This window comes from Sphingobium sp. DN12 (assembly GCF_051058005.1).
Lineage (GTDB): Bacteria > Pseudomonadota > Alphaproteobacteria > Sphingomonadales > Sphingomonadaceae > Sphingobium > Sphingobium yanoikuyae.
The window spans coordinates 4,342,491-4,368,997 of record NZ_CP173717.1; the positions used below are offsets into that span (position 1 = coordinate 4,342,491).

Sequence of the window (26,507 nt, forward strand, 5' to 3'; positions counted from 1 at the left end):
GTCATCATGTTGCGGCGGACGGCTTCATGAAAATCCCGCCGCTAAATCCATGACGATATCGAAATAAATATTTCGAATGCTGCTACATCCATGTCTTCTGCCTCAATAGACATTGGCGAACGCGCCCTGATAGTGTCAAAATTGCAACATAAGCATTATTGTTTTCGCACGCGGCAACCCCGGTGCATGCCCTTTAGTTTGAGCCTCGTGGAAATAATCAAACAGGGACGTACATCATGAAGAAGATCATTCTCCCATTGCTGGGCTGCCTGGCACTGCCGACTGCTGCCATGGCTCAGGACGACACCGCACCCGATGGCAGCAAAGCCTTCGGTATTGAACCCTATGTCGGCATTCTCGGCGGTTATCACACTTTCGACCGCGGGACCGAGTTCGGCAGCGTTCCGGGCGAGACGATCATGAACGGCGCCCTGATCAGCGGCATCGCGGGCGTGAATGTGCCACTCGGGCCGGTGTTCGTCGGGGTGGAAGGGAACGCCTCGAAGGGCTTTAGCGACATCGACTGGGAATATGGCGTGAAGGGCCGTGTAGGCGCCCGCGCAGGCGAGAGCGGTTTGATCTACGCCTCGGCCGGCTATCAGTGGGTCAATGGCAAAGGCGGCTGGCCCGACGAGAAGGACTGGATGTACGGTGCGGGTGTCGAAGTGGGGCCAAAGGAGATCGGCCTCGGCGGGGTCACTGGCAGCAGCGGCGTGCGCCTGCGCGTGCAGGTCGACACCTATGATTGGGACAGTTTCCGTCCCATGGCTGGCGTCATTTTCCACTTCTGAAAATTACCACACAGTTCCATGGGAAGGAATAAGACATGGCCTTCCCCTGGGACGCACAGGCTGATCGCGCAGCCGCTTCTGGGCCGCATGCGCCTTGAGTGGAAGATGGGCGCTGCCATGGGGTAGAGCGGGCAACTACAGCGGGCCCGTTCACCCATTCAGCCAGAATGTGCCGGGCTCATTCACATGATCTGGAGATTTTCTTCCCGCACCATGAACCCGTTGAATATCAAGGCGTTTTGAGTGGGCTACTGCGCTCTTTGCAGGATTTTGGAGGCTTGTGCATGACGATCGAAGTTCGCTTCCCCGATGGCAGCCGTCGGGATGTGCCGAGCGAGCTTCGTATCCTGCACGCAGACAGCGCGAGCGAAGAGCCTGCATTCTGGCATCTACCGCTCAACTGCGATTCCTATTGGCGTTTTGCGTTTGACGGCGTCCACTGGAATGCGCGCCCCAGAACGGGTAGCCTTGCCATGTTCCGTAGTCCGGGCATCGAGTGGTGGCGGGGCATCGTAACAATGTCGGACGAAGCGGCTTTGGGTCAGGAACAGTGTCTTCTGGTCGCCGTCAACGCCTGATGGCCTATGACTTTTCTTGAACAGCGCGAGGCGATGCGCTCACCATGGTGTCAGCATATTCTATGTGAGCCGCTGCCAGGCCTCTTCCATCGCATCGCGCAGTCGCGCCGCCCAGAAGGATTGCCCCTCGCCTTGGGAAATAAGGTCCTGCCTGACCTCGATTTCAGCGTAGCGAAGGTCATTTGAAAGGGCGTGGAAGGGCATGCTGTAATCGGTTTCATCCATGGCATAGGGAGCATTGTCGCCCACCTTGATCGGCAACCGGCGTAGCGCGTCCAGCAGGCAAATCGCAAAATCGATCCGGCCGGCGGCGTGCAGGACGCCCACCGACCAGGGGCGCCTCATCTCGTCCAGTATCGGGGTGAAACTATGGAGCGCGAGCAGGATTGTCTCCTGCCCCGCTGCCAGCCGAGCTGAGATCATTTCTGAAATGCCGGAATGATATGGAGCATGGATGGAGGTGACACGCGCCAGCCTGTCGATTTCGGTCAAACCCTGATTGCCACCGATATCGGTCCCATCGGACGACGCAGGTATCGCGTCGTCGCGCGCGGGATCGCGATTACAGTCGATGACCAATCGCGAATAATTCTGGAAGATGAAAGGGGCATCGAGGAGACGCGCCAATTCCAGGCCCATATCTCTCACGCCTATGTCGATTGCGATATGCCGAGACCAATCGGCCGGGCCTACGCCAAGATCACCCAGGGCCGAAGGAATTGCCAGCCCTGCATGATCTCCGGTCAGGAGGAACGGAGAGGAGCCGTTCGCGTTGATGACGGTGAAGGGCGCAGGATCGGCTGGCACCAGTAGATTCATGGTTTCTCCCTGCCCATTGGGAACTTCCTTTCATGCCGTTGCTCACAATCGAACATGTGACGACTTATCGCTATCAGCAATCGGTGTCGCTGGGCGAACATCGCATCATGATGCGGCCGCGTGAGGCCTTCGACCAGCGACTGCTCCGCGCGCGGCTCGATATCGATCCCCAACCTTGTGAATTGCGCTGGCTGCATGATGTGTTCGGAAATTCCGTGGCCATTGCTCTGTTCGACAAACGCACGTCGCAGCTGAAAGTCGCGAGCGCGGTTACGCTCGAGCATGCGCCCTTGACGCAGCAGCAGGTCGACGTCGAACCCTATGCCCGGCTTTTCCCCTTCACCTATTCATCGGAAGACATGCCCGATCTGTTGCGGTCGATCGAACGAAACCATCTCGATCCCGAGCGGATCGTCGACAATTGGGCGAGAGATTTCGTCAGCAATCATGGTGATACAGCGACCATCGATCTCCTTACGCGGATCGCGACAGGCATCCAGCGTGACTTCACCTATGTGCCACGACATGAAAAGGGCACCCAATCTCCTATGGAGACGTTGCGCAAGCGGCAGGGGACCTGCCGTGACTTCGCCGTGCTGATGATTGAGGCTGTCAGGGCGCTGGGTTTCGCCGCCCGCTTCGTGTCGGGCTATGTCTATAATCCATCGCGCACCGAAGGGCTGGTCGGCGGCGGCAACACCCATGCCTGGGTCCGTATCTTCCTGCCCGGATCTGGCTGGGTGGAATTCGATCCGACAAATGGGATCATCGGCAATCGCGGCTTGATCCGCGTGGCGATCGCACGCGACCCGTATCAGGCGCTACCGTTGTCGGGCACCTGGTTCGGCCTGCCTGCAAGCTTTCTGGGGATGGACGTGAGCGTCAACGTCAGTCGTGCCGATCCAGAACCATTCTCCCTCTCCGGCCATGGTGCCATCAACAGCCGGCTCGCCGGCAATCAGGAAACGAACCTGACATGCTGATCCGGTGCGGCTATGATATCGAGTTCTCGACCGAGAACCGGACGGCGATGATGGCCATGCTCAGCCTGCATCCATCGCGCCATCAGGATCTGCGAACGCCGCAGCGGCTGATAGCGGCGCCCGACATTCCGCTTTATCAATTCGAGGACGGGTTCGGCAATGTCGCCACCCGGCTCACCATCCCACCGGGCAATGTGCGCTTGTCATGCGACTTTGTGATCGAGGATAGCGGAGATCCCGACCAGCGCTCGCCCAGTGGTCCTCAGATGCCGGTGGAAGAGCTTCCAGATGCCGTCATGCCCTTTCTCCTGGGCAGCCGCTATTGCGAAACCGACCGTCTGATGGACGTGGCATGGGCTCAATTTGGTCATCTGGCCAGCGCGCGGGAAAGGGTGGAGGCGATCGTGGGCTTCGTGCATCATCATATTGAATTTGGCTATCAGCATGCGCGCGCCGACAAGACCGCCTGGAATGGCTATCAGGAGCGAAAGGGCGTGTGCCGTGACTTCGCCCATCTCGCCATAACCTTGTGCCGCTGCATGAATATTCCCGCTCGCTATTGCACCGGTTATCTCGGCGACATCGGCGTGCCTCCGGTAGATGCTCCGATGGATTTCAGCGCATGGTTCGATGTCTATATCGATGGCGCCTGGTATACCCATGATGCGCGCCATAATCGCCCGCGCATCGGCCGGATCCTGATGGCGCGCGGGCGCGACGCCACCGACGTAGCCTTGACGACGGCTTTTGGCCCGGCAAACCTGGTGCGATTTCAGGTGCACACCCAGGAAGTAACCGCCCTTGACTGAGCAAAGCGACCCGCTTCTCCAACCCTGGACTGGCCCGCTTGGCGCGCCACCTTTTGCGCAGATAGGCGATGACCAGTTCCTTCGCGCGGTCACGACCAGCATCGCCTGGCATAAGGCTGAACTTGATGCGATTTGCGAGCAGGTCGCGCCCGCGACCTTCGAGAATACGATTGCCGCACTGGAACGGTCGGGCGAGCCGCTCGCGCGCGTCCGGCGGTTGTTCTGGGCCCTGTCCTCGGCGAAGGGCACGCTGGCCATCCGCGAGGCGGAAGCTGAGATTTCGGCGCGACTTAGCGCGCATGCCGTCGCCATAAGCCATAATGACCAATTGGCAGCACGCGTCTTCGCAGTCCATGCTTCACGGCACGAGAGCGGCCTCACCCCGGAACAGGTCCGCCTCGTGGAGGATAGCCATGCAAGCTTCCTTAGAGGCGGCGCAGCATTGACGAGGGCTGGCAAGGACCGCTTTGCCGCCATCGAGGCTCGCCTGTCTGCCCTAGCAGTTCAATTCGGGCAGAATGTGCTTGCCGCAACAAATGCCTGGGTGCTTGATCTAGAGCAGAATGAGCTTGAGGGACTGCCGAGCGCAATATGCGAGGCGGCTGCGGCGCGAGCAGCAGCCAAGGGGTTTCAGGACCGTTATCACATAACGCTCGATCGCACCGACCTGGAGGCATTTCTGACCTTTTCGAAGAGGCGCGACTTGCGCGAGGCCCTATGGCGCGCCTTCACCGCCCGTTGCGACGGCGACCAACATGATAATTGGCCCATCATCGCCGAAATGCTCGCGTTGCGCAGGGAAAGGGCGGTCCTGCTGGGCTATGCCGACCATGCGCATTATGCGCTGGCCGACAGCATGGCGCATGATCCGGCAGCAGCGAGCGCGCTGATGCGCCAGCTGTGGGCTCCGGGCAAACGGCGCGCAGCGCAGGAAGCTGCTGAACTGCAGGCATTGATCGATTCGGAGGGCGGCGATTTCCGCCTCGCGCCCTGGGACTGGCGCTTTTACGCGGAACAGGTACGGCGCACCCGTTACGCACTCGATACTGCGGCAGCTGCGGAGCATTTGCGGCTCGATGCGGTGCGGCAGGCAGCATTCGACACAGCCGGCCGACTTTATGGCCTGAGCTTCTACAGGCGTGCGGACATAGAAGGCTATCATCCGGACGTCTGGGCCTGGGAAGTGAAGGAGAGCAACGGGAGCACTGTGGGTCTGCTCTTCACCGACTATCTGGCCCGCCCGGAAAAACATGGTGGCGCTTGGATGGGAAGCCTGCGGTTGCAAGAAGCGATGGATGGCGACGTGCGCCCGATCGTCTATCTGGTCGCCAATTTTGCCGCTGCTCCGCCACCCGACCGGGGTGCGACCCGCCTTTCGATTGATGAGGCGCGCACCTTGTTTCATGAATTTGGCCATGCATTGCATGGGCTTCTTTCACGGGTCACCTACCCCAGCCAGTCCGGAACTGCGGTTGCCCGCGACTTCGTAGAGTTTCCGAGCAAGTTCATGGAGAACTGGATTGTCAGCCCGCAGGCGCTCGCCGGTCTTGGGATGCCGGACAATCTGATCAGCGCCATTCGCGAGGCGGAGGCTTATGGTCAGGGCTTTGCCACCGTGGAATTGATCGGTTGCGCATTGCTGGACCTTGCCATCCACCAGAAACCGGACGCGCAGATCGATCCTCGCGCATTTGTCGAGGCGCAGCTTGATGCGCTCGAAATGCCCCGCGCGGTCGGGTTGCGCCATCGCTTTCCCTATTTCACGCATATCTTTGATGGCGGCTATTCGGCTGCCTATTATAGCTATGCCTGGTCCGAAGCATTGGATGCCGACGCATTTGAGGCTTTTGTCGCGACAGGTGATATTTTCGACCCAGATCTCGCATCGCGGTTCCGCGAAGAGATACTCGCCGCAGGAAATAGCCGCGATCCCATGGCGTCCTTTCAGGCCTTCCTGGGACGCGCGCCCGACGGAACGGCCTTGATGCGAGCAAGGCATCTTCTCGACGCTTGAACGTCCCTGGCGCGCGATCTGTTTTGCCGAGAATGAACCACGGGACCTTGTCAGGCGGCGATGGTCAGCGGGGTGGCGACATGCTGTCCGGTCTGGATCACCTCATCAGTATGAACCTTGAACGAGGCCAGTCGCATCGGACCGAACGCCGTGGTCAAAGCGGTATCGGCTGCGTCGCGTCCGCACGCCATCAGGATGCGCCCTATGCGAGGGACATGATGCCGCGCATCGAAACTGTGCCACTCACCACCCAGGTACACTTCGAACCAGGCGTGGAAATCCATTGGGACATCAACCGGATCGACGCCGATATCGCCAAGATATCCGCTGCAATATCGTGCCGGAATGTTCATGCACCGGCATAGGGCCACTGCAAGATGGGCAAAGTCCCGGCATACGCCAACCCGCTCATTATATGCCTCCCAAGCGGTCCTGGTGCATCGCGCATATTGATATCCGTAGGTCAGATGCTGGTGCACGAAATCGACAATGGACTGCACACGCTGCCACCCGGGCGCGATATGGCCGAAATGATACCAGGCTTTCTGGCAGAGGAGATCGGTCTCGCAATAACGGCTTCCCATGAGATAGATAAGGACGTCCGAGGGCAAATCCCGAACTTCATGCTGGACTGCCGATGGACTTTGGCGATCGTGCAGGCCGCTATCGGCAATGGTGAAGTCACATGACAGGGTAGTGCGCCCTGCCGGCAGGGTCATGCGTGTGCAGATATTGCCAAAGCTGTCACGGTAATCATGGGTCGGGATCGGCGCGCCTGTCCTAATCCTGTGGGGGCTGCGAAGATCGGGAAACCTAGACGGTCGGATCGTGAGGAGGGAAATTAACGGCGTAGGAGCACCGGTTTCCAGGACCAGTTCATAGCCAGCACGAATGAGCATAACTGCCTTTCCAATTCGAGGCGCGATCTAGACATGAAAATCTACAGGTCATTCGATGGTTTCTTTGCCCAGAAATCATCCGACAAATGTTAAACCTTCATTATTTGATCAAAAGATGATCTATTCAATTATATTTGCAATAATTGGTATCCGCGTAGGGGCTATATTACCGCCTGATGCTTTCGTTCTTCGCCGATGCATATCTCTCCCAACAGTCGGGACAGTTCATTCACCGAATAGGGTTTGTGCAGAAGTGGAAAGCCATGGCGGCTATCATCAGCCAGGACATGGCTATAGCCACTGGTGAGCACCACGGGGATTTCCGGCCAGCGCGCCCGGATATGACGCCCAAGCTCCAGACCATCGATCCCGGGCATGACGACATCTGAAAAAACGATATCGATATTGGCGTGCGAACGCTCAAGCACCGCGATCGCCTCAGGAGCATTGGCCGCACGCCACGTCTTGTAACCAAGATCCTCGAGGAGCTGCGAAGCGAAGTCTCCGACCGGCTCATTATCCTCGACGATCAGAATATTCGCATGCTGGATGGCGCAACGTCCTGACGGCGTGACATCCTCCAGGGAATGTGGCGCGGCAGCCCGCGGCAGATAGAGGCTGAACGTCGTCCCGATACCCAACCGACTTGCAACGTCGATCTCGCCACCGGACTGTTTGATAAAGCCATAGACCTGGCTCAGTCCCAAACCCGTACCCTTGCCCACCTCCTTGGTCGTGAAGAATGGCTCGAATATATGTTCTATCTGCCCTTCGCTCATGCCCAAACCCTCATCCGTCACGGAAATCCTGACGAAATCGCCCCTGGCAGCCGCGAGGCCGCCGCGGGCCGGGATTGATCCGGCCGCTTCCACCGACAGGGTAATCCGTCCCTCTCCGTTCATCGCGTCGCGTGCGTTCACCGCCATGTTGATCAGCGCGGTTTCGAACTGGCTCGCATCGACTTCGACAAAACAGGAGGTGCAGATCGGGTCGACAACAAGGGCAATGCGCGAACCCACGACCGTTCGAAGCATATCCGCAACGGCTTCAACCTTGCGCGCGGCATTGAACGTCTCTGGTCGAAGGGCCTGGCGGCGCGCAAAAGCGAGAAGCTGGCTCGTCAGCTTCGCCGCACGGTCCGCGGTCTCCGAGATGGCATCAATATATTTCTTCTGCTTCTCGCGCGGCAGCTCGCGGGTCGCGAGAAGGTCGGCGGACCCACGGATGATGGTGAGAAGATTGTTGAAATCATGCGCAACGCCGCCTGTCAGTTGCCCGATCGCTTCCATCTTCTGAAGTTGGCGAAGCTGATCCTGAGCCGAGGACAGTTCGCGCGAACGCTCCTCGACACGCGCCTCCAGCGTGTCATTGAGCAGGCGCAGCTGTTCTTCCGCAATGGTCCGCTCCAGAAGGTCTGCGGCCTGCCGGGCGAGGATATCGAGCAGACGCAGGTCCCGCTCGGAAGGATGATGCGGACGATCCCAATGGGTGGAGATCATGCCGAGCAAGCGGCCGGTGCGCGAGAGAAGCGGCGTGGTCTGAGCCGAGCGGATGCCCGCGGCGCGAAACGCATCGAGGTCGGCAGTCCCGGCGATATCGGCCCATTTCTCGAAATCAGGAACAATGGCGCGCTGACCCATTTTCAGGGCTAGCGAGCAACTGCTGTAGGCTGCTGGACTGACCCACTGCCAGAACCCGACCGCTTCTGCCGGCAAGCCTCTGTGCGCCAGCAACTGGAGTTGCCCCCCATGTCCCGAAGGGTCATCGGCGGGGCAAAGGAGTTGCATCGTCCCGAACTGGGAGCCGGTGATGGCAACAGCGGCCTCCACGATCTTGCCATAGAGTTCGAACCGATCATTCTCGGCGATGAGCGTAACGCTGATCGCGTGAAGCAACTCGATATCGGACGGTTCCCTGGCCGGGCCCTGAACTTGCGACCCACGCGGCAATATCTGCGGCCCACGATATGTGACAGTCATCATCGCTCCCATGCCGCCATCATCGGCCGCGCTTCACGCCAAAAGAGGCATATGCACGAAAAGTTCCGGTGAGTTCTGGCCGCAGACATCACGCGCCCCAGTGCCGCGCGGTCGCTATCTAAGATTCATATTGATCCAGATTGGTCCTGGACATCTTCTCGCCTCCCGCCGGAACCCAGCCTCCCGCTTCCGGTTAGAGGTCTGTCTGCTGCGACAATCGCAGCCTATCATGCGCGTCAGGGAGAATTGATATGGCCGTTTCGGGTCCCAAAAGTGATGCTGCTCTGGAAAATGGTCTTGCCGATCACCAGCCCGGAGCTGGAAGTCCCGATTATGAGACGATGGTCGGAGAAGGCGGAGAGACGCAGCAGAGGTTGCAGGATGAGCGCTCCGGTGATGCCCTGACAGACAATTTCGGGCATCGGATCGCAGACAATCAGAATAGTCTGAAGGCCGGCGCCCGCGGTCCCACGCTGCTGGAAGATTTCGTACTGCGCGAGAAAATCTTCCATTTTGACCATGAACGCATCCCTGAACGGATCGTCCATGCACGCGGCTCTGGCGCCCATGGGATTTTCGAGTGCACCAAGGCCATTCCCGATGTGACCAAAGCGAGCATTTTCCAGAAGAAGGGTGCGAGCTGCCCTGTGTTCGTTCGTTTCTCCACTGTGGCCGGTGGCGCGGGTTCCGTTGATACACCGCGCGATGTGCGCGGCTTTGCTGTGAAATTCTACACGGAAGCCGGCAACTGGGACCTGGTCGGCAACAACATCCCGGTATTCTTCATTCAGGATGCGATGAAATTTCCTGACCTGATCCATTCGGTGAAAATGGAAGCGGATCGGGGCTATCCCCAGGCTGCGAGCGCCCATGACACCTTCTGGGATTTTGTGTCGCTCATGCCCGAGAGCATGCACATGATCATGTGGGCCATGTCCGATCGGGCCATTCCTCGTTCGCTGCGGATGATGGAAGGATTTGGCGTCCACAGCTTCCGCTTCATCAATCAAGACGGCGACGGCAAGTTCGTGAAGTTCCACTGGAAGCCGGTTCTGGGCGTTGCGTCCCAGGTCTGGGACGAGGCTGTCAAGACGGCAGGCGCCGACCCCGATTTTCATCGCCGCGATCTGTACGAAGCCATTGCCAGCGGCGATTATCCCGCCTGGGACCTGGGCGTGCAGATTTTCGATGAGGCTTGGGCGGCAGAACAGCCCTATGATGTGCTGGATGCAACCAAGCTGATCCCGGAAGAGGATATTCCTGTCGAGATCATCGGGCGCCTCACGCTCAATCGCAATGTCGACAATTTCTTTGCCGAGACAGAGCAGGTGGCCTTCCTGCCCAGCAACGTCATTCCAGGCATCGACTTCACGAATGACCCCCTGCTGCAGGGGCGGCTTTTCTCTTATCTCGATACGCAAAAGTCGCGTTTGGGAACGACCAACTTCCATCAGATCCCGATCAATGCGCCCAAATGCCCCTTCCACAATATGCAGCGCGACGGGTTGATGCAGACGCTGGTCCCCAAGGGGCGCGCCAATTACGAGCCGAACAGCCTGAACGAGGCTGGCGAGGATAGTGGTCCACGCGTTGCGCCCGAAACCGGCTTCACATCCTTTAGCGATAATGGAGAACGCAACGATCCCACTGACAAGATGCGGATACGTGCCGAAACATTTGCCGATCATTATAGTCAGGCGCGGATGTTCTATCTGTCGCAGACCGAGAATGAACAGGCGCACATCGCATCGGCCATTGTCTTCGAGTTGTCGAAGGTGGTGATGCCTCATGTGCGGCTTCGGGTTCTCTCGCGTCTGCGCAACATTGACGAGGATCTGGCGCAACGAGTCGCCGACGGGCTGTCGATCGCTCTGCCTGAAAAGGCGCCAGCAGCCCGAGACCTTGTGGAGATGCCCATCTCCGACGCTCTTTCTATCCAGAAGAATGCCAAGGATGGCTTCGCCGGCCGCAAGGTCGGAATTCTGTTTGCCGAAGGCTCCGACAAGGCGATGGTAGAGAAGCTCAAGACGGGCGTGGAGAAAGCAGGCGGCAGCGTCTTTCTGGTTGCGCCCAAGATTGGTCCCCTCAAGGTCAAGGGCGGAACGCTCGAAGCGGACGGCAAGCTCGATGGCTCGCCCTCCGTGCTGTTCGATGCGATTGCCTCCGTGCTGATGCCGCAAAGCGCGGAAATATTGTCGAAGCAAGGCGCTGCGGTCCAATGGTTCATGGACGCCTATGGCCACTGCAAGACCATCGCCCATTGCCCCGGCACGCAGATCATCCTCGACAAAGCGGGGGTGGAAAAGGACGATGGCGTCATTCCAAACGAGATGCTGCTGGACAAGGGCCCCAAGCGGCACTGGGCGCGAGAGCCGAAAATCCGCGATCTCGCCTGAGATCAGCTAATAAGTCCGCATGCGCGCCATTAGTGCGCATGCGGACAATTCTGTGCTGAGCTGTCCGGGACGACAGATTCATTTCGTTTGCACATCCAAAGCAGCTGGCGCCGACATGAGGTCGGTGCGCGGCGCCAACATCTTAGCAGTCCTGAGGAACGCGTCAGGACGAGGAGGACCAAATGATTCAGCCCGAAGACGAAGCATGGATGCGCGAGGCTATCGCGATTGCGCGTTCAAAAGGGTCTGATCCTTCAACCTCCCCTCTGGGCTGCGTGATCGTGCTGGATGGGAGGATGATAGCCGGCGAACGCAATCAGACTCAGGAGTTGCCCGACGCGACAGCCCATGCAGAAATGATGGCGATCAGACGCGGTTGCGAGAATAGCGGTGACATGGAGCTGCGCGGCGCAACGCTTTATTCGACGCTTCAGCCATGTGGAATGTGCACGATGGCATCGATCTGGGCAAAGGTCGGAAGGGTCGTTTACGGCGCTGGAAGGCATGATGTTCATCAGATGTATTTCGAGGCAAGGCATGTCGACACGCTGGATTTCGTAGCAGAAGCCTATCGCGATGATATCTCGATAGAGGGGGGATGCCTGCGCGCGGAATGCGCTGAACTTTACTACCCGCCTGACGCAGATCTTTCGGAGGAGGAACAGGCCAACCTATAACATCATCATTTTCTGCCCAGATGGCGGCATGGCTCAATCGGGTCGGCTTGTTTCGACGATAAGCCAAGGGTATCGCGGAGCCGATGAAAGGGCCGGGCGTTGTGCGTGCGGATCAACTTACGGAGTTCTGATGCGCGCAATCCTCCCAGAGCAGCTGGCAACCTATTTTGACAGCTCGCCTGTGGCTTTGTCGCTCGGCCGCGCAGAGGGCGATCATGAGCTGCTGTTGACGAATGAGGGCTTCAGGAACCTTACCGGCTATGCGACGAGCGAGATCGTCGGCCGCAATTGCAGGTTCTTGCAGGGACGCAGCCGGAATGAAGAGGCCCGCGCGCAGATACGGTCTTTCCTCCAGGACGATGGGCAGGCGAACGTGCGGACGTCCATCGTCAATTTCCGGAAGGACGGGCGCCCCTTCGTCAATCTTCTCTACATGACGAAACTTCGCGCTCAGTCGGGCCAGGTGCGCTATATTTTTGCGTCTCAATTCGATGTCAGTCGCACCCAGCCGGATCGACTGGCGGATTATGATCTCGACCTTGAGCGTACGCTTGACCGATTGAGTCCGGTCCTCGCGGAAAGCGGGATCGTGGTTGAAGGTTCGCTGATGACAATCGCGAATACGGTGGCCACCATAGCGCAGGCCAAGCTCATATTGTCCGATCTGGACAATGGCGATTTCCTTTGAGCGGTGAGACAGCTAACCCCAGCCGGTTGCCGATCGTGGGCATCGGCGCTTCGGCGGGCGGGCTTGAGGCCCTGCGCGAAATGCTGGCGTCAGCCCGTGGCCAGACCGGCATGTCCTTCGTCATCGTTCAGCATCTTGATCCCAATCATGAGAGCATGCTGGCGCAATTGCTGGACCGCCACACGACCCTGGAAGTTCTCCAGTGCGAGGGTGGTGAGCAGATAGAGGCGGACAAGGTTTACATCATCCCTCCCGGTCGCGGCCTGGTCATACGGCAGGGCATGTTGGAACTGACCGACTTCGCGCAGCCCCGCGGTCTTCGCAGACCGATAGATGATTTCTTCATCTCCCTGGCGTCGGACAAGCAGGCGGACGCCGCCTGCGTCATACTTTCAGGTACCGGCGCTGACGGGACCATGGGCTTGCGTGCCGTGAAGGAAAATGGCGGGCTGTGTGTCGTGCAGGATCCTGAAACGGCAAAATATGATGGCATGCCGCTGTCTGCTGTGGGAACCGGACTGGTCGATTTCGTCAAACGTCCAAGCGAGATAATTCAATGTCTGGAAGGATTTTTCCAGCACCGTGCCACGGCCGAAACACCCGAACGGGAAGCTGCGCTGGTCGCCGATCATGTCGATGATCTGTGCAAGACCCTGCGGACTGCGGTGGGCCATGATTTTTCGGGTTACAAGCGCACGACCCTTATCAGGAGGGTCGAACGGCGCATGCATGTGCTGGGGATCACGTCGGGCCACAGCTATCTTTCGCGGATAAAAAGCGACAGGGACGAATGTGAAGCGCTGTTTCGTGATCTCCTGATCAACGTCACCCGATTTTTCCGGGACGCAGATCTGTTCGAGCGTCTGAGGATCACGGTTATCGAGCCGCTGGTCGATCAGGCCGATGGCGAGGAAATCAGGGTATGGGTTCCAGGCTGCTCCTCTGGCGAGGAAGCCTACAGCGTTGCGATGCTCTTCGCCGAAGCTGCTCGCAAACGAAATATTCTGCCGGCATCCGTGCAGATCTTCGCTACGGATATTGATGAGCAGATGCTGCAGATTGCGCGCGAAGGAGTATATCCTGCGTCTGCGCTTGCAGATATTCCGCTGGCGCTGCGCGAGCAATATGCGATCCCTCACGCAGAAAGATTCACGATCGTTCCCCAATTGCGGGACATGATCCGCTTCTCCAGTCATAGCCTGGTCAAGGATCCGCCCTTCTCGCGCATCGATCTGGTCTCCTGTCGCAATCTTCTCATCTATTTCGATGATCGGCTGCAGCAAACGGTCATGCCGATCCTGCATTATGCTGTTCGGCCAAATGGATATCTGTTTCTTGGACCGTCCGAAAGCGTCGGGAGATTCGAGCATCTCTTCCCGGCGATCGATCAGCAGGCGCGCCTTTTCCAACGCGCGCCTGGGCCACCCAATTATCCGATCGATCTGCCGGGTGGCGGCAGGCTCCGCGATCAACCCGCAACAGGTTCCGGCAACAGGCCGTCGGGTCGGTCGGCAAGCGATGAGACCATAGCGGTTCGTCGCCTCGTCGAGCGCTATACGCCCGCTAGTCTTGTGCTAGATCAGGATGGCGCCATCATCTCTGCCTATGGTCGGCTCGGCCGCTATTTTGATTTTCCGGTCACACGGACGGGAGGCTCGAGCGCGATTGGTCTCGCCCGCGCTGGGCTTCGCAACGTTCTTGGGCCGCTACTGCGCGAAGCGCGCGACAGTCGAAAGCGGGTCGTTGCGCGTGATGTGCAGGTCATGTCCGAATATGGCATGCAGCAGATCGATGTCATCTGCGATCCACTGGCCGATGGCACGCTGCTTTTCGTTTTCCGCGACACGGCGCCTTTCCGCCCAGCGCTTGATCAGGATGTCGGCGAACTGGACGCAAGCGATGATCATCTCGATGCGTTGGAGGACGAGCTTCGTGTCACGCGGCACCGCCTGCGTACCGCTGTCGAAGAATTGGAGACGGCGAATGAGGAACTGAAAAGCTCCAACGAAGAAATGATGTCGATGAATGAGGAGCTTCAGTCCACCAACGAGGAGCTCACGACCGTAAATGATGAGCTGAAGTCAAAAGTTGACCAGCTGACTGTTGCAAATTCCGACCTTCGAAATTTCTTCGAGTCGACCGATCTGGCAGTGATTGTGCTCGATGGAAAACTTCAGATCAGAAGCTATACCGAAGCTGCGACGGCGCTTTTCCCGCTTCAGCCCAGCGACCGCGGACGGCCATTGGAGGATGTCACGTCACGCCTTGCAGGGACGCTCTATCTTGATGATGCACGGTCCGTGACAGAGGGGCATCCCGTAATCCAGCGGCGTGTCACGACCCGCGATGGCGCGAGAACCCTTTCGCTTCGAACATTGCCTTACAGAACCCAGAGCGGATCGACGGACGGCGCGACGCTCGTCCTGACGGACATTACTGACGCATTGTCTCTCGAGCGCGATCTTGCGGCCGAACGTGAGCGCCTTGGGATGGCCATTCGGGCAGGTGGCGTTGCAACATGGGAATATAATGTCGACACGGGCGAGGCGATCATCGATGACCATGGGCGTTCCATCCTGGGAATAGCGCCCGACATCGCTTCAACCGATGGTGACCGGCGCCTGGCGCGACTGCATCCCGACGACCGTGAAGCTTTCGATGCAGCGTTGGCAGAAGTGATCGCGCAAGGGGGCGATTTCGAAGCAAGCTATCGAGTCATCCAAGACGGCCAGGCGCGCCGCATCAAGAGTTTCGGCAGGATCGTGAGCGATGGCTCAGTCCGTCATCTGGTCGGCGTTTCTATCGATGTAACGTCGGAATATATGCTCGCCGAGACGCGTGAACTGATGCTCCGCGAAATGAATCATCGCGTGAAGAATCTTTTTGCGATCGTGGGCGGAATGGTCTCCGCTGGCGCGCGAATTCATGATGATGTGCGTGCTTACGCCGCCGATCTGAGGGAGCGTATTGCAGCCCTGGGACGCGCGCATTCGCTTGCTTCGCCAACGGGGGAAGTACAGGCCATCAATCTGGAAGAGTTGGTTCGGACAACCATCGAACCCTATCGGGATCATGCAGCAATCTCGATCTGTGGACCTGAAATCCTCATCGCGCGTTCCTGCCTCTCGTCCCTGGCGTTGATGCTGCATGAATGGGCGACCAATTCGGTCAAATATGGGGCTCTGGGGGCCTCCGATGGGAGATTGAACATCGTTTGGAAACTTGACCATGACCTCCAGTTGACGTGGAGCGAAACGCGCAGGGACGCGCTGAGCGAGGATGGCGACGTTGGGAGCGGATTTGGCACCCTGCTGGTCCAGACATCATCCCGACAATTGGGCGGGCATGTGGAAAGAGATATTAGCGACGACATGTTCACGATAAGCCTTACCCTGCCGGACAAGGTTCTGGCCGATGCCTAAGACGATCATGCTGGTTGAAGACGAGCTCCTTGTTGCCTTCGATGTACAGGACATCATTGAAGCTCAGGGCTTTTCGGTCGACGGCCCCTACATCTCTGTCAAGGATGCTGTCGCGGCGGTCACTGCGCAACTGCCGTCCTGCGCTGTGCTCGACGTGCGTTTGCAGGATGGCGAGGTCTTTCCGGCGGCTGATTTGCTCGAAAAAGCGGGCGTTCCGATCATATTCCATTCCGGGCATGCCGACGCATCGGATCTCAAACGGCGATATTCCAAGGCTGCGGTGTGTGAGAAGCCCTGTTCGCCCGCGGCCCTGAGAGATACGATACTCGAGCTACTCGCCGAATGAGCCCAATTTTTGCGTAGCGCTCCGCCACCATTTCCGCGCAGCACCTGACCACGCGCCTCAGGCCGTCGCAAGATGTCCCTGAAGGCGGAGATTTTCAGGCGTCGTCGGGGATGGTCGGATTGTTCGTTCCTGGCGCGCCGGGCATCAAGGCTCCGTCAGCATTCCGATCCTCCTCAGGTCCCGACCGTTCGCCCAGGGCGCGGTCGTCGGGCTGCGCCTCCTGACCGTGGATCGGCTGGTTTTTGGACTGCTCCTCCTGCGTGCGCCGCGCATCATTCGCGTGGTGACCATTGCCTTGCATAGTCGTGGCCTGCGGCTGCGCGGCTGCCGCGATAGCCAGGATGAATATCCACATGATGCTTCCTCTCACTTCTCCATAGTCGCTCTAATCTCCCGTGGAGCGACGTGGTTCCGGATTTTCTCCTCTTGCAGCCCCCAAACGGGAATCATGAGCAAGCGGCACACGCTTTCTATGGCTCGAATTTGTGCAGCCGTCGCGAAGCGCCCCGCGCAAAATCGGCAAGCAATTCGGCCTCTGCAACTCCTGTCCCATGCGCTCGTTTAGCGGCAGCGACTTATGTTGGAACGGGAGCTTTCATGGCCGGACGCACGCTGCTTCAGTTTTTCCACTGGTACTATCCTGATGGAGGCCAGCTCTGGGACGAGGTCGCTCAAAAAGCGGAGGATCTCAAGGAGTTGGGTGTGACGGACGTCTGGCTACCCCCGGCCTATAAAGGGGCTGCAGGCGGCTATTCCGTAGGCTATGACAGCTATGATCTTTTTGACCTGGGCGAATTCGATCAAAAAGGATCCATAGCCACCAAATATGGTGATCGCGCCGCGCTGGAACGGGCGGCGCATGCGCTGCACGACGTTGGCCTTGGCGTCATTCATGACGTTGTCTTCAATCATAAAATGGGCGCGGACGAGATGGAAACGGTCCATGTTCGCAGGGCCAATCCCGATAATCGGGACGAAGTGGAAGACCAAGCATTCCAGGCTCGCGCCTGGACCCGCTACGTTTTCCCTGGACGCCAGGGGCGCTATTCAGAGTTTGTCTGGGATGCCAGATGCTTCACCGGCGTCGACCATATTGAAGAACCGGATGAAGATGGCGTGTTCCGGCTCGTCAATGGATATGGTGATGGGGAATGGAATATCGAGGTCGACGACGAAAAGGGCAATTTTGACTATCTGATGGGATCAGACGTCGAGTTTCGGAACCGGGCGGTCTATGAAGAGCTCAAATATTGGGGCAGATGGCTGGCTGATCAACTGCCTTGTGACGGATTCCGTCTCGATGCAGCCAAGCATATCCCTGCATGGTTTTTCCGCGATTGGGTAGGGCACATGCGCGAAAGCGTCGGCGACGCGCTGTTTGTCGTCGCCGAATATTGGCATCCCGACATGACGGTCCTGCAAGCATATCTGGACATGGTCGATCGACAACTCATGCTTTTCGATGTCGGCCTTCTCCATCGTTTTCACGATGCGGCCCGAGCCGGCGGCGATTTTGACCTGCGAACGATCTTCGATGGTTCGCTGCTGCATGCCGCCCCGGATCATGCGGTAACGATCGTCGGCAATCACGACACCCAACCGCTCCAGGCTCTTGAAGCACCCGTGGAGGATTGGTTCAAACCCCTGGCCTATGCCTTGATCCTGATCCGCGAACAGGGCACCCCATGCATCTTCTATCCCGATCTTTTCGGCGCACGATATGCCGATCAAGGTGGCGATGGGCACGCGCATGAGATCGTCATCGAGCCGGTGGCATGTCTGCCTCAGTTGCTCAGAGCACGGCAACTCTATGCCCATGGACCGCAAAGCGATCTGTTTGATGATCCACATTGTGTCGGTGTCATACGCCATGGCACCCAGGATCAGCCAGGATGTGTCCTGCTTGTGTCGAATGGCGAAGAGGCGAGCAAATCGGTCCAGCTCGGACCGGAGCATGCAGGGGCATCTTTCCATGATTTTCTGGGCCATCATGCTGAAGAGATAATCGCTGATGAAAACGGAAGCATCATCCTTAAGGTGCCCGGCGGCTCGATCAGTCTTTGGGTTCGCACATAACGCAATTTCCGTAATTTGCCTTCTTGGCCTTCGACTCTTCTGGCAGCCTATTTCTTTCAATACAGGACAAGGTGCATCTCGAACGAACCGAGAGGCTGGCGGCGCCGGTTCAGGATCGGCGCGATGGCGGTCAGCGTAACTCTGGCGAGTCGTCGCAGACGGATAAGCGCGTTCTGCATCGCCCCGCCAAGTGAATGCAGCCCTTCAGGCAACGAGACGGGTCATGGCCTCACCCGGCTCTCCAGCCGGCTGTCGATCTTCAATGGCATCGATGACAGAAAACAGGTTTGTCACATTCTCATCGGCTTCGAATTCCGATCGGGACTGGGCTAATTGGCCATCGTTGATCAAAGCTTCGAGCGCGGTGCGAGCACGAGCAACGCGGCTTTTGACCGTGCCGATCGCAGTGCCCATGATGGTCGCGGCTTCCTCGTAGGAAAAGCCACCCGCCCCGACCAATATGAGTGCCTCACGTTGAGGGACGGGAACCTGCGCAAGAGCGCGCACGACATCGGATAGCTCGACAATCTTCAACTGTTCCGGGGGCGCGGCAAGTAGTCTGTCTGCGACAAGATCGTCCCACGCCCCGACAAATTTGCTGCGCCGGCTGAGGCTGAAATAGTGATTGCGAAGGATAGTGAACGTCCATGCACGAAAATTGGTGCCGGTTATGAACCGCCCCCGCGCGCTCCAAGATTTCAGCATGGTTTCCTGGACCAGGTCGTCGGCAAGATCGCGATCACCACACAGACTGCGGGCAAAAGCTCTGAGTTGCGGCAGGACCAGCGTGAGTTCCCGCTTGAATGCTGTGTCAGTCAGCTTGTGCGGAGTCTCGGCGATTTGCGTTGCCGTCATACAGGCCCTTCGTGACGATGATGTAGCGCTGTGTCTGAAAACGGGGTGGTTGACGATCTGTTCCGCTGGGGTCGGCGGGGCGAAGACCTGTCCGCCTCTGCGCCAGCCGCCTGTCGGCCATGGCAAGCCGGTGCGAGGCGCATGTTTACGGGGCGATCGGATCCTGCAGGGCCTCTGGCCGTTACCCCCTCATCTAACCCAGTCAGAAAAACTATTTCCAAAGGAGTCGCCATGTCGCTCAGCGACCGCACGATCGCCCTTCTCATCGCTCCGCGCGGTACGGAAGAAGTCGAATTTCTGGAGCCGATGAACGCCTTAAAGAGGGCGGGTGCGCGCGTTCAAGTGATCGGCCTTCAATCTGGCCAGGCACGCACCAATGTTCATGATCTTGATCCCGGTGGCGAATATGCCGTCGACATGACCTTCTATGAAGCAGATCCTGCATCTTTCGATGGCCTGGTCATTCCCGGTGGCAGTGTGGGTGCTGACAAATTGCGTGCCAGCCGCGAAGCGATATCCTTTGTCGAGGCAATTTTCGATGCGGGTAAACCGATCGGGGCTATTTGTCATGCGCCCTGGCTTTTGATCGAAGCCAAGATAGCCCCCGGTCATTCGCTTACCTCTTATCCTTCGATCAGGACGGACATCGAAAATGCCGGCGGTCATTGGGTGGATGAGGAAGTCGTGATCGACGGTCAGTGTATCACCAGTCGCAGTCCTGATGATCTGCCGGCATTTTGTGCTGCACTCGTCGACGCATTTGCAAACGCGTCATCGCGTTGAACGTTTTCTGGAACGGCGGCGGACAGCGGCCGCCAATTTTTCAACAGGGTGAGGGTCGATGATTTTTCGTAAAAAGGCCATTCAGGGTCGGGCATTTGGCCAGTCCCGTGATGAGGCGATGCAGGACGCGGTGAAGATCGGAATTGCGGAAACCGCAGCGCGTGCCGCTGTCACTGCGACAGTCACCTTCGCGGTGGGTTGGCTGCTCAAGCGGACCTTCGAAAAAACGGTGGCGCAAAATGCGCAATCTGCCTGCAGGACAAAACCATCCATGGCGACGAATAGCCCTGCGGTGAGCTACAAACATACGCGAAAGCGGACTGATAGCGGGAGTCCGGACGCCTCCTGAAGAGAGACGCGCTGGAGCTTGCGAATGACCAAGGCAGCGCGATCTTTAGGGAAGGTGTGACTGCCTGCGTGCAGCTTGACCAGAAAATTTCGAGTGAGCGCATTTCTTCGGATACAAATCGGACATTGAGAAGTTATCATGCGGTAAGTCATTGACTTGCGGCCCCCCTAGCCCTGCATCGAAAGATGCAGGGTTTTTAGTATCTGGCTTTCGATGCGACTCCCGCGTGATGCACCGGTGACCTTTTGACCGCGGCGACAGCGATCCAGTTCGCTCGGATCTCGGCAGGATCGCTTGTGCGAAGCGTGAGTGATGCTTAGCACTCGACCCTTGTCGGGTGATGTGCGAATGCGTTGCTCATCCATTTTTGCAATGCTGGACATGATGATGGTGTTTGCCGACTTTCTGCGAGGTCGAAGGCGTGACCTCCTGAGTGCCCAGGATCTCGAAGCGCTTGAAGCTGCGGTAGCTGACGTGCGAAACCTGCCTCCTCGCAAGACCTTCATCTCTCGCGATCAAAATATCACCACCAGCACCTATCTCCTCGAAGGCGTGATGTGCCGATACATGGATGACCGGCAGGGAGAACGGCAGCTTGTTGCAGTGCATGTGGCCGGCGACTTCGTCGACCTTCATGGCTACCCGCTTGGTCATCTTGATCATGACCTCGCGACCTTGACCGCCTGTCGGGTAGCGTTGGTGCCCCACGTTGCGCTCGATCACCTTGTTGCGACGCGCCCGGCGCTCACGAAATTGCTTTGGTTCAGCACGCTCCTTGATGCTGCGATGCATCGCGAATGGATATTTCGCCTCGGCCGTCTCGATGCGATCGCGAGGGTCAGCCATTTCTTCTGCGAGACGGAAGCGAGATTGCGCGCGATCGGTCGAAGCGATGGATCGCATTTCACCCTTCCGATGACGCAGGCCGATCTGGGAGAGGCGTGCGGAATTACGTCCGTTCATATGAACCGGATGCTGCGGGATCTCAAAGACCGCAACCTCCTGGCGATGCATCGCCAGGAGGTTGAAATTCGCGATCGAAAAGGCCTGGAGCGGTTGGGCGAATTTGATCCTGCTTACCTTTTCCTCGAAGAGCAGAATTGACGGAACCGCCCTTGCCAGCCTGTCGTTGTCGGGGCCTGGAGAAGGAGCGAAGAAGATATGCCAACCCCGGGTATTCATGAAGAAGCTGGCATTGCCTCAGCCCACGCTGGATTGATCATGCTGGATGGTCCTAACGGCATCGCAATAACGCTGACAGCCAGTGCAGCGGAGGGGACGGGTCTTTCCCTGTTGCGGGCCGCAGAACTGGCACGCGAACAGCTGGAAAAAGGACAAACTCAAGATTTTGCGGAAGACTAAAGATGAAATCTTATTAATTTAGATCAATATTTCAGATCGTTTCGGGTTTGCTCTTTATTTTATTGTTTCCGCAATGCAACTTTAACCATCGATGCGGCTTTATTTTGCGGCTCGTGTGCTGAGGGGGGAACGAGGCCTATCTCCGTTAGAGGATAGCCGCATGAAGATCGCTCAAATCGCTCCCCTGGCTGAAAGTGTACCGCCCAAGCTTTACGGGGGTACCGAACGGATCGTCTCCTATCTCACCGAAGCTTTGGTGGATCAGGGGCACGACGTGACCCTGTTCGCCAGCGGCGATTCGCAGACTTCGGCCGAGCTTGTTCCGATCACGCCGGCGGCGCTGCGACTGACCCCGGGCATCGTCGACACGATCCCCTATCATATGATGATGCTTGATGCGGTGCGGCAACGGGCGGACGAGTTTGATGCGCTCCATTTCCATATAGATCTTCTGCATCTGCCAATGATCCAGGATTTTATTGGACGCACCGTGACGACATTACATGGTCGGCTGGACCTGCCTGATCTGCCGCCATTCTATCGCTGCTTTGGCGATCACTGCCTGGTTTCGATCTCTGATCATCAACGGCAACCCATGCCCCCGGTCAATTGGGGCGCGACCATCTACCACGGTCTCCCGGCCGACCTTCTCACCCCCAGCCTTGGCGAAAATGAAGGTTATCTCGCCTTTCTCGGGCGTATCTCGCCCGAGAAGAGACCGGACCGCGCTATTCGCATCGCAGCCCGAGCCGGCATGGAGTTGCGAATTGCGGCGAAAATCGACGCGGTCGATCGCGCCTATTGGGAGGAAGAGATCGCGCCTCTCGTCAAACTATATCCCAATATTCGCTTCATCGGCGAGATCAACGAGCGACAGAAAGCCGATTTCCTCGGTGGTGCGAGCGCCCTGCTGTTTCCGATCGACTGGCCTGAGCCTTTCGGACTGGTGATGATCGAAGCCATGGCTTGCGGAACGCCGGTCATCGCCTTCCGCTGCGGATCGGTTCCGGAGGTCATAGAGGATGGGCGCTCGGGTTTCATCGTCGACAGCGAAGACGAGGCTGTCGAAGCGGTGAAACAAATTCGTCACCTTGAGCGCAAAATGGTGCGCGGCGTATTCGACGCACGGTTCACGGCTGACAGGATGGCTGCCGATTATGCCGCATTATATCATCGACTGCCCGGTGCGCGCACCGACGCAGCCTGGCTGCGTCGCCGGCGCGGCGAAGAATCGGAATTGCAGATCGTCGCATAGGAGCCGCCATGTCGCAGACCCAACCGCAGCCAGGGGTTTCGGGCATTGCAGGGGGACAGGCGCTGTCGCAGGCGCAAACCCAGTTCTTCATTCCTGCGACCGCCTCGTTGCATGAACGTCGCCCACGCACACTCAAGCATGGAGACAGTTTTGCTGTCTTTGATCATAGCGGCGACGCCATATCCGGGCCTGGTAGTCCCGAGGGTTTCTACCATCGCGATACGCGCCATCTTTCGCACTTATTCCTGACGGTCAATGGCATGCGCCCGATCCTGCTGAGTTCGGCGCTGCGGGACGACAATGCGATGTTGACCTGTGATCTGGCCAACCCGGACTTCCTTGGAGAGGACGGGCGCGTAGAGGTGGAGCATGACCTGATCCACCTGCGTCGCAGCCGCTTTCTATGGGACGGCGCAATCTATGAACGCATCATTGTGCGCAATTTCGACATTGTAGAGCGGCGGGTGTCGGTAGGTCTGTCCTTCGCTTCCGATTTCGCGGATCTGTTCGAGATACGTGGCATGACCAGATTGCGCCGCGGCACCATGCACGAGCCGCAGGTGGGAGACGCCGATGTCCTGCTGGGCTATCGAGGACGCGATGACCTTGAACGCTCGACACATCTCCATTTTGATCCCGCACCCGCGCAACTAACGGCGGAGCAGGCGCTATTTGAAGTCACTGTTGCCCCAGGCAGTCGATCCACATTATTCGCGCGTATCTCCTGCGAACATAAGAATGAGGTCGATCAACCCCTGCCCAAGCTGTTTCTAAAATCCCTGCGCGAGGCCATGCGTGCGCTTCAGCATGCGCGACGCCGGGGTGCTTCGATGCAATCGTCCAATGACCTGTTCAATGCCGTTTCGCGGCGTTCGGTTTCCGACATCTCGATGCTCTCCACCGATACAGAATTTGGGCCTTATCCCTATGCGGGCATCCCTTGGTTCAGCACAGTTTTCGGCAGGGATGCCCTGATCACTGCCCTTCAGACGATCTGGATGGACCCGGCCATCAGCCGAGGCGTGCTGGGATATCTCGCTGCGCATCAAGCGACGGATTTCGACCCGGCCGCTGATGCCGAGCCAGGCAAAATTCTGCACGAAGTACGTCACGGCGAAATGGCCGAGCTGGGGGAGGTGCCTTTCCGTCATTATTATGGCAGCATCGATTCCACGCCGCTTTTCGTCATGCTGGCCGGCGCCTATCTGGAGCGCACCGGGGACCTTGAATATCTCGCTGGGTTGTTACCCAATATCGAGGCTGGATTGCGATGGATCGACACTCATGGCGATCGCGATGGCGACGGCTTCGTTGAATATGGACGCCTGACGGATCAGGGCCTGCAGAACCAAGGCTGGAAGGACAGCCATGATTCCATCTTCCATGCCGATGGCAGCATCGCCAGAGGCCCGATCGCTTTGGCTGAAGTTCAAGCCTATGTTTATGGCGCGTGGCAAGCGGCAAGCCTCATCTATCGTGCGATGGGCGATCTGGATCGCTCGGAAACCTATCTTGCCCGGGCTGTCGATCTCCAGCAGCGTTTCGACGCGTCGTTCTTCGACGCGGAACTGGGAACATATGTGCTCGCGCTCGATGGACAAAAGCAGCCCTGCCGGGTTCGTTCCTCCAACGCAGGCCATGTCCTTTACACGGGCCTGGCTCGGCCAGAGCGCGCGCCCATGGTGGTGGCAACCTTGATGGCGCCCGCCTCATTTTCCGGCTGGGGTGTCAGGACGATCGCGTCGACCGAAAAACGCTACAATCCCATGAGCTATCATAATGGCTCCATCTGGCCGCACGACAATGCGCTGATTGCCGCAGGCTTTTCGCGATATGGCTTTCAGCGTCAGGCGGCGCAGATATTCGAGGGGCTCTTCGCCGCTGCAACCTATGTCGATCTCATGCGGCTGCCTGAACTGTTCTGCGGTTTCCCGCGACGACGCTCCCAAGGGCCGACCTTTTATCCGGTCGCTTGCAGCCCCCAGGCATGGTCGGCGGCGGCCCCGCTATCGCTGATCCAGGCCAGTCTTGGACTGTCGTTCGACGTCTCGTCCAGCGGAATCATTTTCCGCCAACCGACCTTGCCGACATTTCTCGACCGCCTTTTCATAAAGGCGTTGCCATTGGGCCTGGCTGAGGCGGATATCATGCTTGAGCGGCTGGGAGATACGGTGGTCGTCAAACCGCAGCATCGGGACAGTCAGGTGAGGATCGTCAGTATAGCGTGATGAGCCAGTCCTGGGACCGCGCACAGCTGAGCCGGATAGCAGCGGCCGACTATTGCACCCACGCACAGGGCGCTGGTCCCGCTCAGCACATCAGCAATAAACGATCGGGATTTGGATGATTTCGCGCGAGCGTATCGACAATGGAGGATTGATCCTCTTCATCGCCATCTCGACGCTCGGGCTGGGTCTGATTGTTTCAGGTTTCATCTCGGCATTATTGTGGGCTGCTCTGGCGGCCTTGCTCTTTCAGCCGCTTTACAGACGTATCCTGTTAGACTGTCGCGGGCGACGCAACATGGCGGCGGCGTTGACGCTGCTCATCATTATCATAGCTGTCATCATGCCGGCCTTGATAATCGGGAGTCTCGTGATCGAGCAGGCAAGCGGCGTCTACGCAAAGATCAGAAGTGGCCAGATCGACTTTGCGACCTATTTCGGTCAGGTGCATGCTGCTTTGCCGATGCGATTGCAGCATTGGGTTGAGAATGCCGGTTTTGGCACATTTGAGCGGGCACAAGCCAAGATCTCTCAGGCATTGAGCAACAGCGCGAGCATATTGACGCAGCGCGCATTGACCATAGGCGCGGACGCAGCAGCTTTCGTGCTTTCCTTTGGGGTGGGTCTCTATGTGAGTTTCTTTCTCCTGCGCGATGGGGAGGCGTTAGCATCGCAGATCATCACAAGACTGCCACTTGAACCGGCCATTGCCCATCGGATTGCAACCCGCTTCGTGATCGTCGTGCGCGCGACCATAAAGGGATCGGGAATTGTCGCCCTGGCGCAAGGCATGCTGGGCGCAGCAACTTTCTGGATAGTAGGCGTGCCTGCCGCCCTTCTATGGGGGGTGCTGATGGCGATTGCCGCCCTGCTACCAGCGATCGGACCTGCGATAATATGGCTGCCGGTAGCGACCTATCTGCTTGCTACGGGCGATTTTTGGCAGGCCGTCATCGTGGTTGCTTCCGGCGTCTTTGTGATCGGTCTTGTCGACAATCTCCTACGGCCCATGCTCGTAGGTCGAGATACCGGTCTGCCGGATTGGCTCATATTGGTGACCACCCTCGGCGGTATCGAAACACTTGGGCTCAGCGGCATCGTGGTTGGGCCGATTGCTGCGGCCTTCTTCCTGACGGGATGGGATATATTGGCAGAGCAGAAAGCCGCTTCCACGCGAGACTGAACAGGGAATTGTTGGATT

Annotated in this window: 23 protein-coding genes; 18 read left to right on the forward strand and 5 right to left on the reverse strand. The window is 58.2% G+C overall.

Going from position 1 to position 26,507, the window contains the following annotated elements; translation table 11 throughout:
* Nucleotides 1-236: 236 nt before the first annotated feature.
* Together ACI6S0_RS20550 and ACI6S0_RS20555 are read left to right on the forward strand one after the other, a co-directional pair.
* Nucleotides 237-791: an outer membrane protein gene (locus tag ACI6S0_RS20550; RefSeq protein ID WP_004209566.1), complete on the forward strand. Its 555-nt coding sequence runs from the start codon at nucleotides 237-239 to the stop codon at nucleotides 789-791.
* 284 nt (nucleotides 792-1,075) lie between these two features.
* Nucleotides 1,076-1,369 (forward strand): hypothetical protein, encoded by a 294-nt coding sequence (locus ACI6S0_RS20555; protein ID WP_004209567.1) that lies wholly within the window; start codon nucleotides 1,076-1,078, stop codon nucleotides 1,367-1,369.
* Nucleotides 1,370-1,429: 60 nt separating this feature from the next.
* Here ACI6S0_RS20555 and ACI6S0_RS20560 read toward each other — a convergent pair whose 3' ends face one another.
* A complete protein-coding gene (locus tag ACI6S0_RS20560; RefSeq protein WP_004209568.1) occupies nucleotides 1,430-2,188 on the reverse strand; it encodes an N-formylglutamate amidohydrolase in 759 nt (252 codons plus the stop codon).
* A gap of 32 nt (nucleotides 2,189-2,220) precedes the next feature.
* Here ACI6S0_RS20560 and ACI6S0_RS20565 point away from each other — a divergent pair, with 32 nt between their 5' ends.
* From ACI6S0_RS20565 to ACI6S0_RS20575, 3 genes are read left to right on the forward strand one after another with little or no spacing between them, the layout of a single operon-like run.
* Nucleotides 2,221-3,171: a transglutaminase family protein gene (locus ACI6S0_RS20565; RefSeq protein WP_434404181.1), complete on the forward strand. Its 951-nt coding sequence runs from the start codon at nucleotides 2,221-2,223 to the stop codon at nucleotides 3,169-3,171.
* Complete coding sequence (locus tag ACI6S0_RS20570; RefSeq protein ID WP_004209570.1) at nucleotides 3,165-3,980, forward strand: transglutaminase-like domain-containing protein; 816 nt, start codon at nucleotides 3,165-3,167, stop codon at nucleotides 3,978-3,980. The genes ACI6S0_RS20565 and ACI6S0_RS20570 overlap by 7 nt, the downstream gene beginning before the upstream one ends.
* Nucleotides 3,973-5,994: a M3 family metallopeptidase gene (locus tag ACI6S0_RS20575; RefSeq protein ID WP_434404182.1), complete on the forward strand. Its 2,022-nt coding sequence runs from the start codon at nucleotides 3,973-3,975 to the stop codon at nucleotides 5,992-5,994. The genes ACI6S0_RS20570 and ACI6S0_RS20575 overlap by 8 nt, the downstream gene beginning before the upstream one ends.
* A gap of 50 nt (nucleotides 5,995-6,044) precedes the next feature.
* On the opposite strand, the gene ACI6S0_RS20580 is transcribed toward ACI6S0_RS20575, so the two are convergent.
* Together ACI6S0_RS20580 and ACI6S0_RS20585 are read right to left on the reverse strand one after the other, a co-directional pair.
* Entirely contained in the window at nucleotides 6,045-6,893 is an 849-nt protein-coding gene (locus tag ACI6S0_RS20580) for a transglutaminase-like domain-containing protein (RefSeq protein ID WP_434404184.1), read from the reverse strand.
* A gap of 161 nt (nucleotides 6,894-7,054) precedes the next feature.
* Nucleotides 7,055-8,884, reverse strand: coding sequence for an ATP-binding protein (locus ACI6S0_RS20585; protein WP_434404185.1), 1,830 nt, complete (start codon nucleotides 8,882-8,884; stop codon nucleotides 7,055-7,057).
* A gap of 239 nt (nucleotides 8,885-9,123) precedes the next feature.
* Between ACI6S0_RS20585 and ACI6S0_RS20590 the strand changes: the two genes are divergently transcribed.
* From ACI6S0_RS20590 to ACI6S0_RS20610, 5 genes are all read left to right on the forward strand, one after another.
* A complete protein-coding gene (locus ACI6S0_RS20590) occupies nucleotides 9,124-11,268 on the forward strand; it encodes a catalase (protein ID WP_004209575.1) in 2,145 nt (714 codons plus the stop codon).
* Between the two features lie 182 nt (nucleotides 11,269-11,450).
* Nucleotides 11,451-11,945: a nucleoside deaminase gene (locus ACI6S0_RS20595; RefSeq protein ID WP_004209576.1), complete on the forward strand. Its 495-nt coding sequence runs from the start codon at nucleotides 11,451-11,453 to the stop codon at nucleotides 11,943-11,945.
* A gap of 130 nt (nucleotides 11,946-12,075) precedes the next feature.
* A complete protein-coding gene (locus ACI6S0_RS20600; RefSeq protein WP_063141486.1) occupies nucleotides 12,076-12,633 on the forward strand; it encodes a PAS domain-containing protein in 558 nt (185 codons plus the stop codon).
* Nucleotides 12,630-16,055 (forward strand): chemotaxis protein CheB, encoded by a 3,426-nt coding sequence (locus tag ACI6S0_RS20605; RefSeq protein WP_434404187.1) that lies wholly within the window; start codon nucleotides 12,630-12,632, stop codon nucleotides 16,053-16,055. The genes ACI6S0_RS20600 and ACI6S0_RS20605 overlap by 4 nt, the downstream gene beginning before the upstream one ends.
* Nucleotides 16,048-16,401 carry a response regulator gene (locus ACI6S0_RS20610; RefSeq protein ID WP_004209581.1) on the forward strand — a complete coding sequence of 118 codons (354 nt, stop codon included), beginning with the start codon at nucleotides 16,048-16,050 and terminating at the stop codon, nucleotides 16,399-16,401. The genes ACI6S0_RS20605 and ACI6S0_RS20610 overlap by 8 nt, the downstream gene beginning before the upstream one ends.
* Before the next feature lie 94 nt (nucleotides 16,402-16,495).
* On the opposite strand, the gene ACI6S0_RS20615 is transcribed toward ACI6S0_RS20610, so the two are convergent.
* The gene (locus ACI6S0_RS20615) at nucleotides 16,496-16,756 is read right to left on the reverse strand and encodes a hypothetical protein (protein ID WP_004209582.1); all 261 of its coding nucleotides are present in this window, start codon (nucleotides 16,754-16,756) and stop codon (nucleotides 16,496-16,498) included.
* A 242-nt stretch (nucleotides 16,757-16,998) separates the two neighbouring features.
* Between ACI6S0_RS20615 and amyA the strand changes: the two genes are divergently transcribed.
* Nucleotides 16,999-18,477 carry an alpha-amylase gene (gene amyA, locus ACI6S0_RS20620; RefSeq protein ID WP_434404189.1) on the forward strand — a complete coding sequence of 493 codons (1,479 nt, stop codon included), beginning with the start codon at nucleotides 16,999-17,001 and terminating at the stop codon, nucleotides 18,475-18,477.
* Between the two features lie 204 nt (nucleotides 18,478-18,681).
* On the opposite strand, the gene ACI6S0_RS20625 is transcribed toward amyA, so the two are convergent.
* Nucleotides 18,682-19,332, reverse strand: a complete 651-nt coding sequence (locus ACI6S0_RS20625) for a sigma-70 family RNA polymerase sigma factor (protein ID WP_434404190.1) — start codon at nucleotides 19,330-19,332, stop codon at nucleotides 18,682-18,684.
* Between the two features lie 231 nt (nucleotides 19,333-19,563).
* Between ACI6S0_RS20625 and ACI6S0_RS20630 the strand changes: the two genes are divergently transcribed.
* The 7 genes from ACI6S0_RS20630 (at nucleotide 19,564) to ACI6S0_RS20660 (ending at nucleotide 26,489) form a co-directional block, all read left to right on the forward strand.
* Entirely contained in the window at nucleotides 19,564-20,115 is a 552-nt protein-coding gene (locus ACI6S0_RS20630; protein ID WP_279728220.1) for a type 1 glutamine amidotransferase domain-containing protein, read from the forward strand.
* A 58-nt stretch (nucleotides 20,116-20,173) separates the two neighbouring features.
* Nucleotides 20,174-20,464: a hypothetical protein gene (locus ACI6S0_RS20635; protein ID WP_010337908.1), complete on the forward strand. Its 291-nt coding sequence runs from the start codon at nucleotides 20,174-20,176 to the stop codon at nucleotides 20,462-20,464.
* A 387-nt stretch (nucleotides 20,465-20,851) separates the two neighbouring features.
* Nucleotides 20,852-21,568 carry a Crp/Fnr family transcriptional regulator gene (locus ACI6S0_RS20640; RefSeq protein WP_279728272.1) on the forward strand — a complete coding sequence of 239 codons (717 nt, stop codon included), beginning with the start codon at nucleotides 20,852-20,854 and terminating at the stop codon, nucleotides 21,566-21,568.
* A 57-nt stretch (nucleotides 21,569-21,625) separates the two neighbouring features.
* The gene (locus ACI6S0_RS20645) at nucleotides 21,626-21,826 is read left to right on the forward strand and encodes a hypothetical protein (protein WP_279728218.1); all 201 of its coding nucleotides are present in this window, start codon (nucleotides 21,626-21,628) and stop codon (nucleotides 21,824-21,826) included.
* A 160-nt stretch (nucleotides 21,827-21,986) separates the two neighbouring features.
* A complete protein-coding gene (locus tag ACI6S0_RS20650) occupies nucleotides 21,987-23,081 on the forward strand; it encodes a glycosyltransferase family 4 protein (RefSeq protein WP_279728216.1) in 1,095 nt (364 codons plus the stop codon).
* 8 nt (nucleotides 23,082-23,089) lie between these two features.
* Entirely contained in the window at nucleotides 23,090-25,309 is a 2,220-nt protein-coding gene (locus ACI6S0_RS20655) for an amylo-alpha-1,6-glucosidase (protein ID WP_279728214.1), read from the forward strand.
* A gap of 115 nt (nucleotides 25,310-25,424) precedes the next feature.
* Complete coding sequence (locus ACI6S0_RS20660; protein WP_434404192.1) at nucleotides 25,425-26,489, forward strand: AI-2E family transporter; 1,065 nt, start codon at nucleotides 25,425-25,427, stop codon at nucleotides 26,487-26,489.
* The last annotated feature ends 18 nt before the right edge of the window (nucleotides 26,490-26,507 follow it).

Coding starts and splice junctions, on each gene's coding strand:
- ACI6S0_RS20550 (WP_004209566.1), top strand. CDS start 237: ATGAAGAAGATCATTCTCCCATTGCTGGGCTGCCTGGCACTGCCGACT.
- ACI6S0_RS20635 (WP_010337908.1), top strand. CDS start 20,174: ATGATTTTTCGTAAAAAGGCCATTCAGGGTCGGGCATTTGGCCAGTCC.
- ACI6S0_RS20650 (WP_279728216.1), top strand. CDS start 21,987: ATGAAGATCGCTCAAATCGCTCCCCTGGCTGAAAGTGTACCGCCCAAG.
- ACI6S0_RS20630 (WP_279728220.1), top strand. CDS start 19,564: ATGTCGCTCAGCGACCGCACGATCGCCCTTCTCATCGCTCCGCGCGGT.
- ACI6S0_RS20585 (WP_434404185.1), bottom strand. CDS start 8,884: ATGGGAGCGATGATGACTGTCACATATCGTGGGCCGCAGATATTGCCG.
- ACI6S0_RS20565 (WP_434404181.1), top strand. CDS start 2,221: ATGCCGTTGCTCACAATCGAACATGTGACGACTTATCGCTATCAGCAA.
- ACI6S0_RS20655 (WP_279728214.1), top strand. CDS start 23,090: ATGTCGCAGACCCAACCGCAGCCAGGGGTTTCGGGCATTGCAGGGGGA.
- ACI6S0_RS20560 (WP_004209568.1), bottom strand. CDS start 2,188: ATGAATCTACTGGTGCCAGCCGATCCTGCGCCCTTCACCGTCATCAAC.
- ACI6S0_RS20610 (WP_004209581.1), top strand. CDS start 16,048: ATGCCTAAGACGATCATGCTGGTTGAAGACGAGCTCCTTGTTGCCTTC.
- amyA (WP_434404189.1), top strand. CDS start 16,999: ATGGCCGGACGCACGCTGCTTCAGTTTTTCCACTGGTACTATCCTGAT.
- ACI6S0_RS20600 (WP_063141486.1), top strand. CDS start 12,076: ATGCGCGCAATCCTCCCAGAGCAGCTGGCAACCTATTTTGACAGCTCG.
- ACI6S0_RS20640 (WP_279728272.1), top strand. CDS start 20,852: ATGGTGTTTGCCGACTTTCTGCGAGGTCGAAGGCGTGACCTCCTGAGT.
- ACI6S0_RS20590 (WP_004209575.1), top strand. CDS start 9,124: ATGGCCGTTTCGGGTCCCAAAAGTGATGCTGCTCTGGAAAATGGTCTT.
- ACI6S0_RS20555 (WP_004209567.1), top strand. CDS start 1,076: ATGACGATCGAAGTTCGCTTCCCCGATGGCAGCCGTCGGGATGTGCCG.
- ACI6S0_RS20580 (WP_434404184.1), bottom strand. CDS start 6,893: ATGCTCATTCGTGCTGGCTATGAACTGGTCCTGGAAACCGGTGCTCCT.
- ACI6S0_RS20615 (WP_004209582.1), bottom strand. CDS start 16,756: ATGTGGATATTCATCCTGGCTATCGCGGCAGCCGCGCAGCCGCAGGCC.
- ACI6S0_RS20660 (WP_434404192.1), top strand. CDS start 25,425: ATGATTTCGCGCGAGCGTATCGACAATGGAGGATTGATCCTCTTCATC.
- ACI6S0_RS20570 (WP_004209570.1), top strand. CDS start 3,165: ATGCTGATCCGGTGCGGCTATGATATCGAGTTCTCGACCGAGAACCGG.
- ACI6S0_RS20645 (WP_279728218.1), top strand. CDS start 21,626: ATGCCAACCCCGGGTATTCATGAAGAAGCTGGCATTGCCTCAGCCCAC.
- ACI6S0_RS20595 (WP_004209576.1), top strand. CDS start 11,451: ATGATTCAGCCCGAAGACGAAGCATGGATGCGCGAGGCTATCGCGATT.
- ACI6S0_RS20625 (WP_434404190.1), bottom strand. CDS start 19,332: ATGACGGCAACGCAAATCGCCGAGACTCCGCACAAGCTGACTGACACA.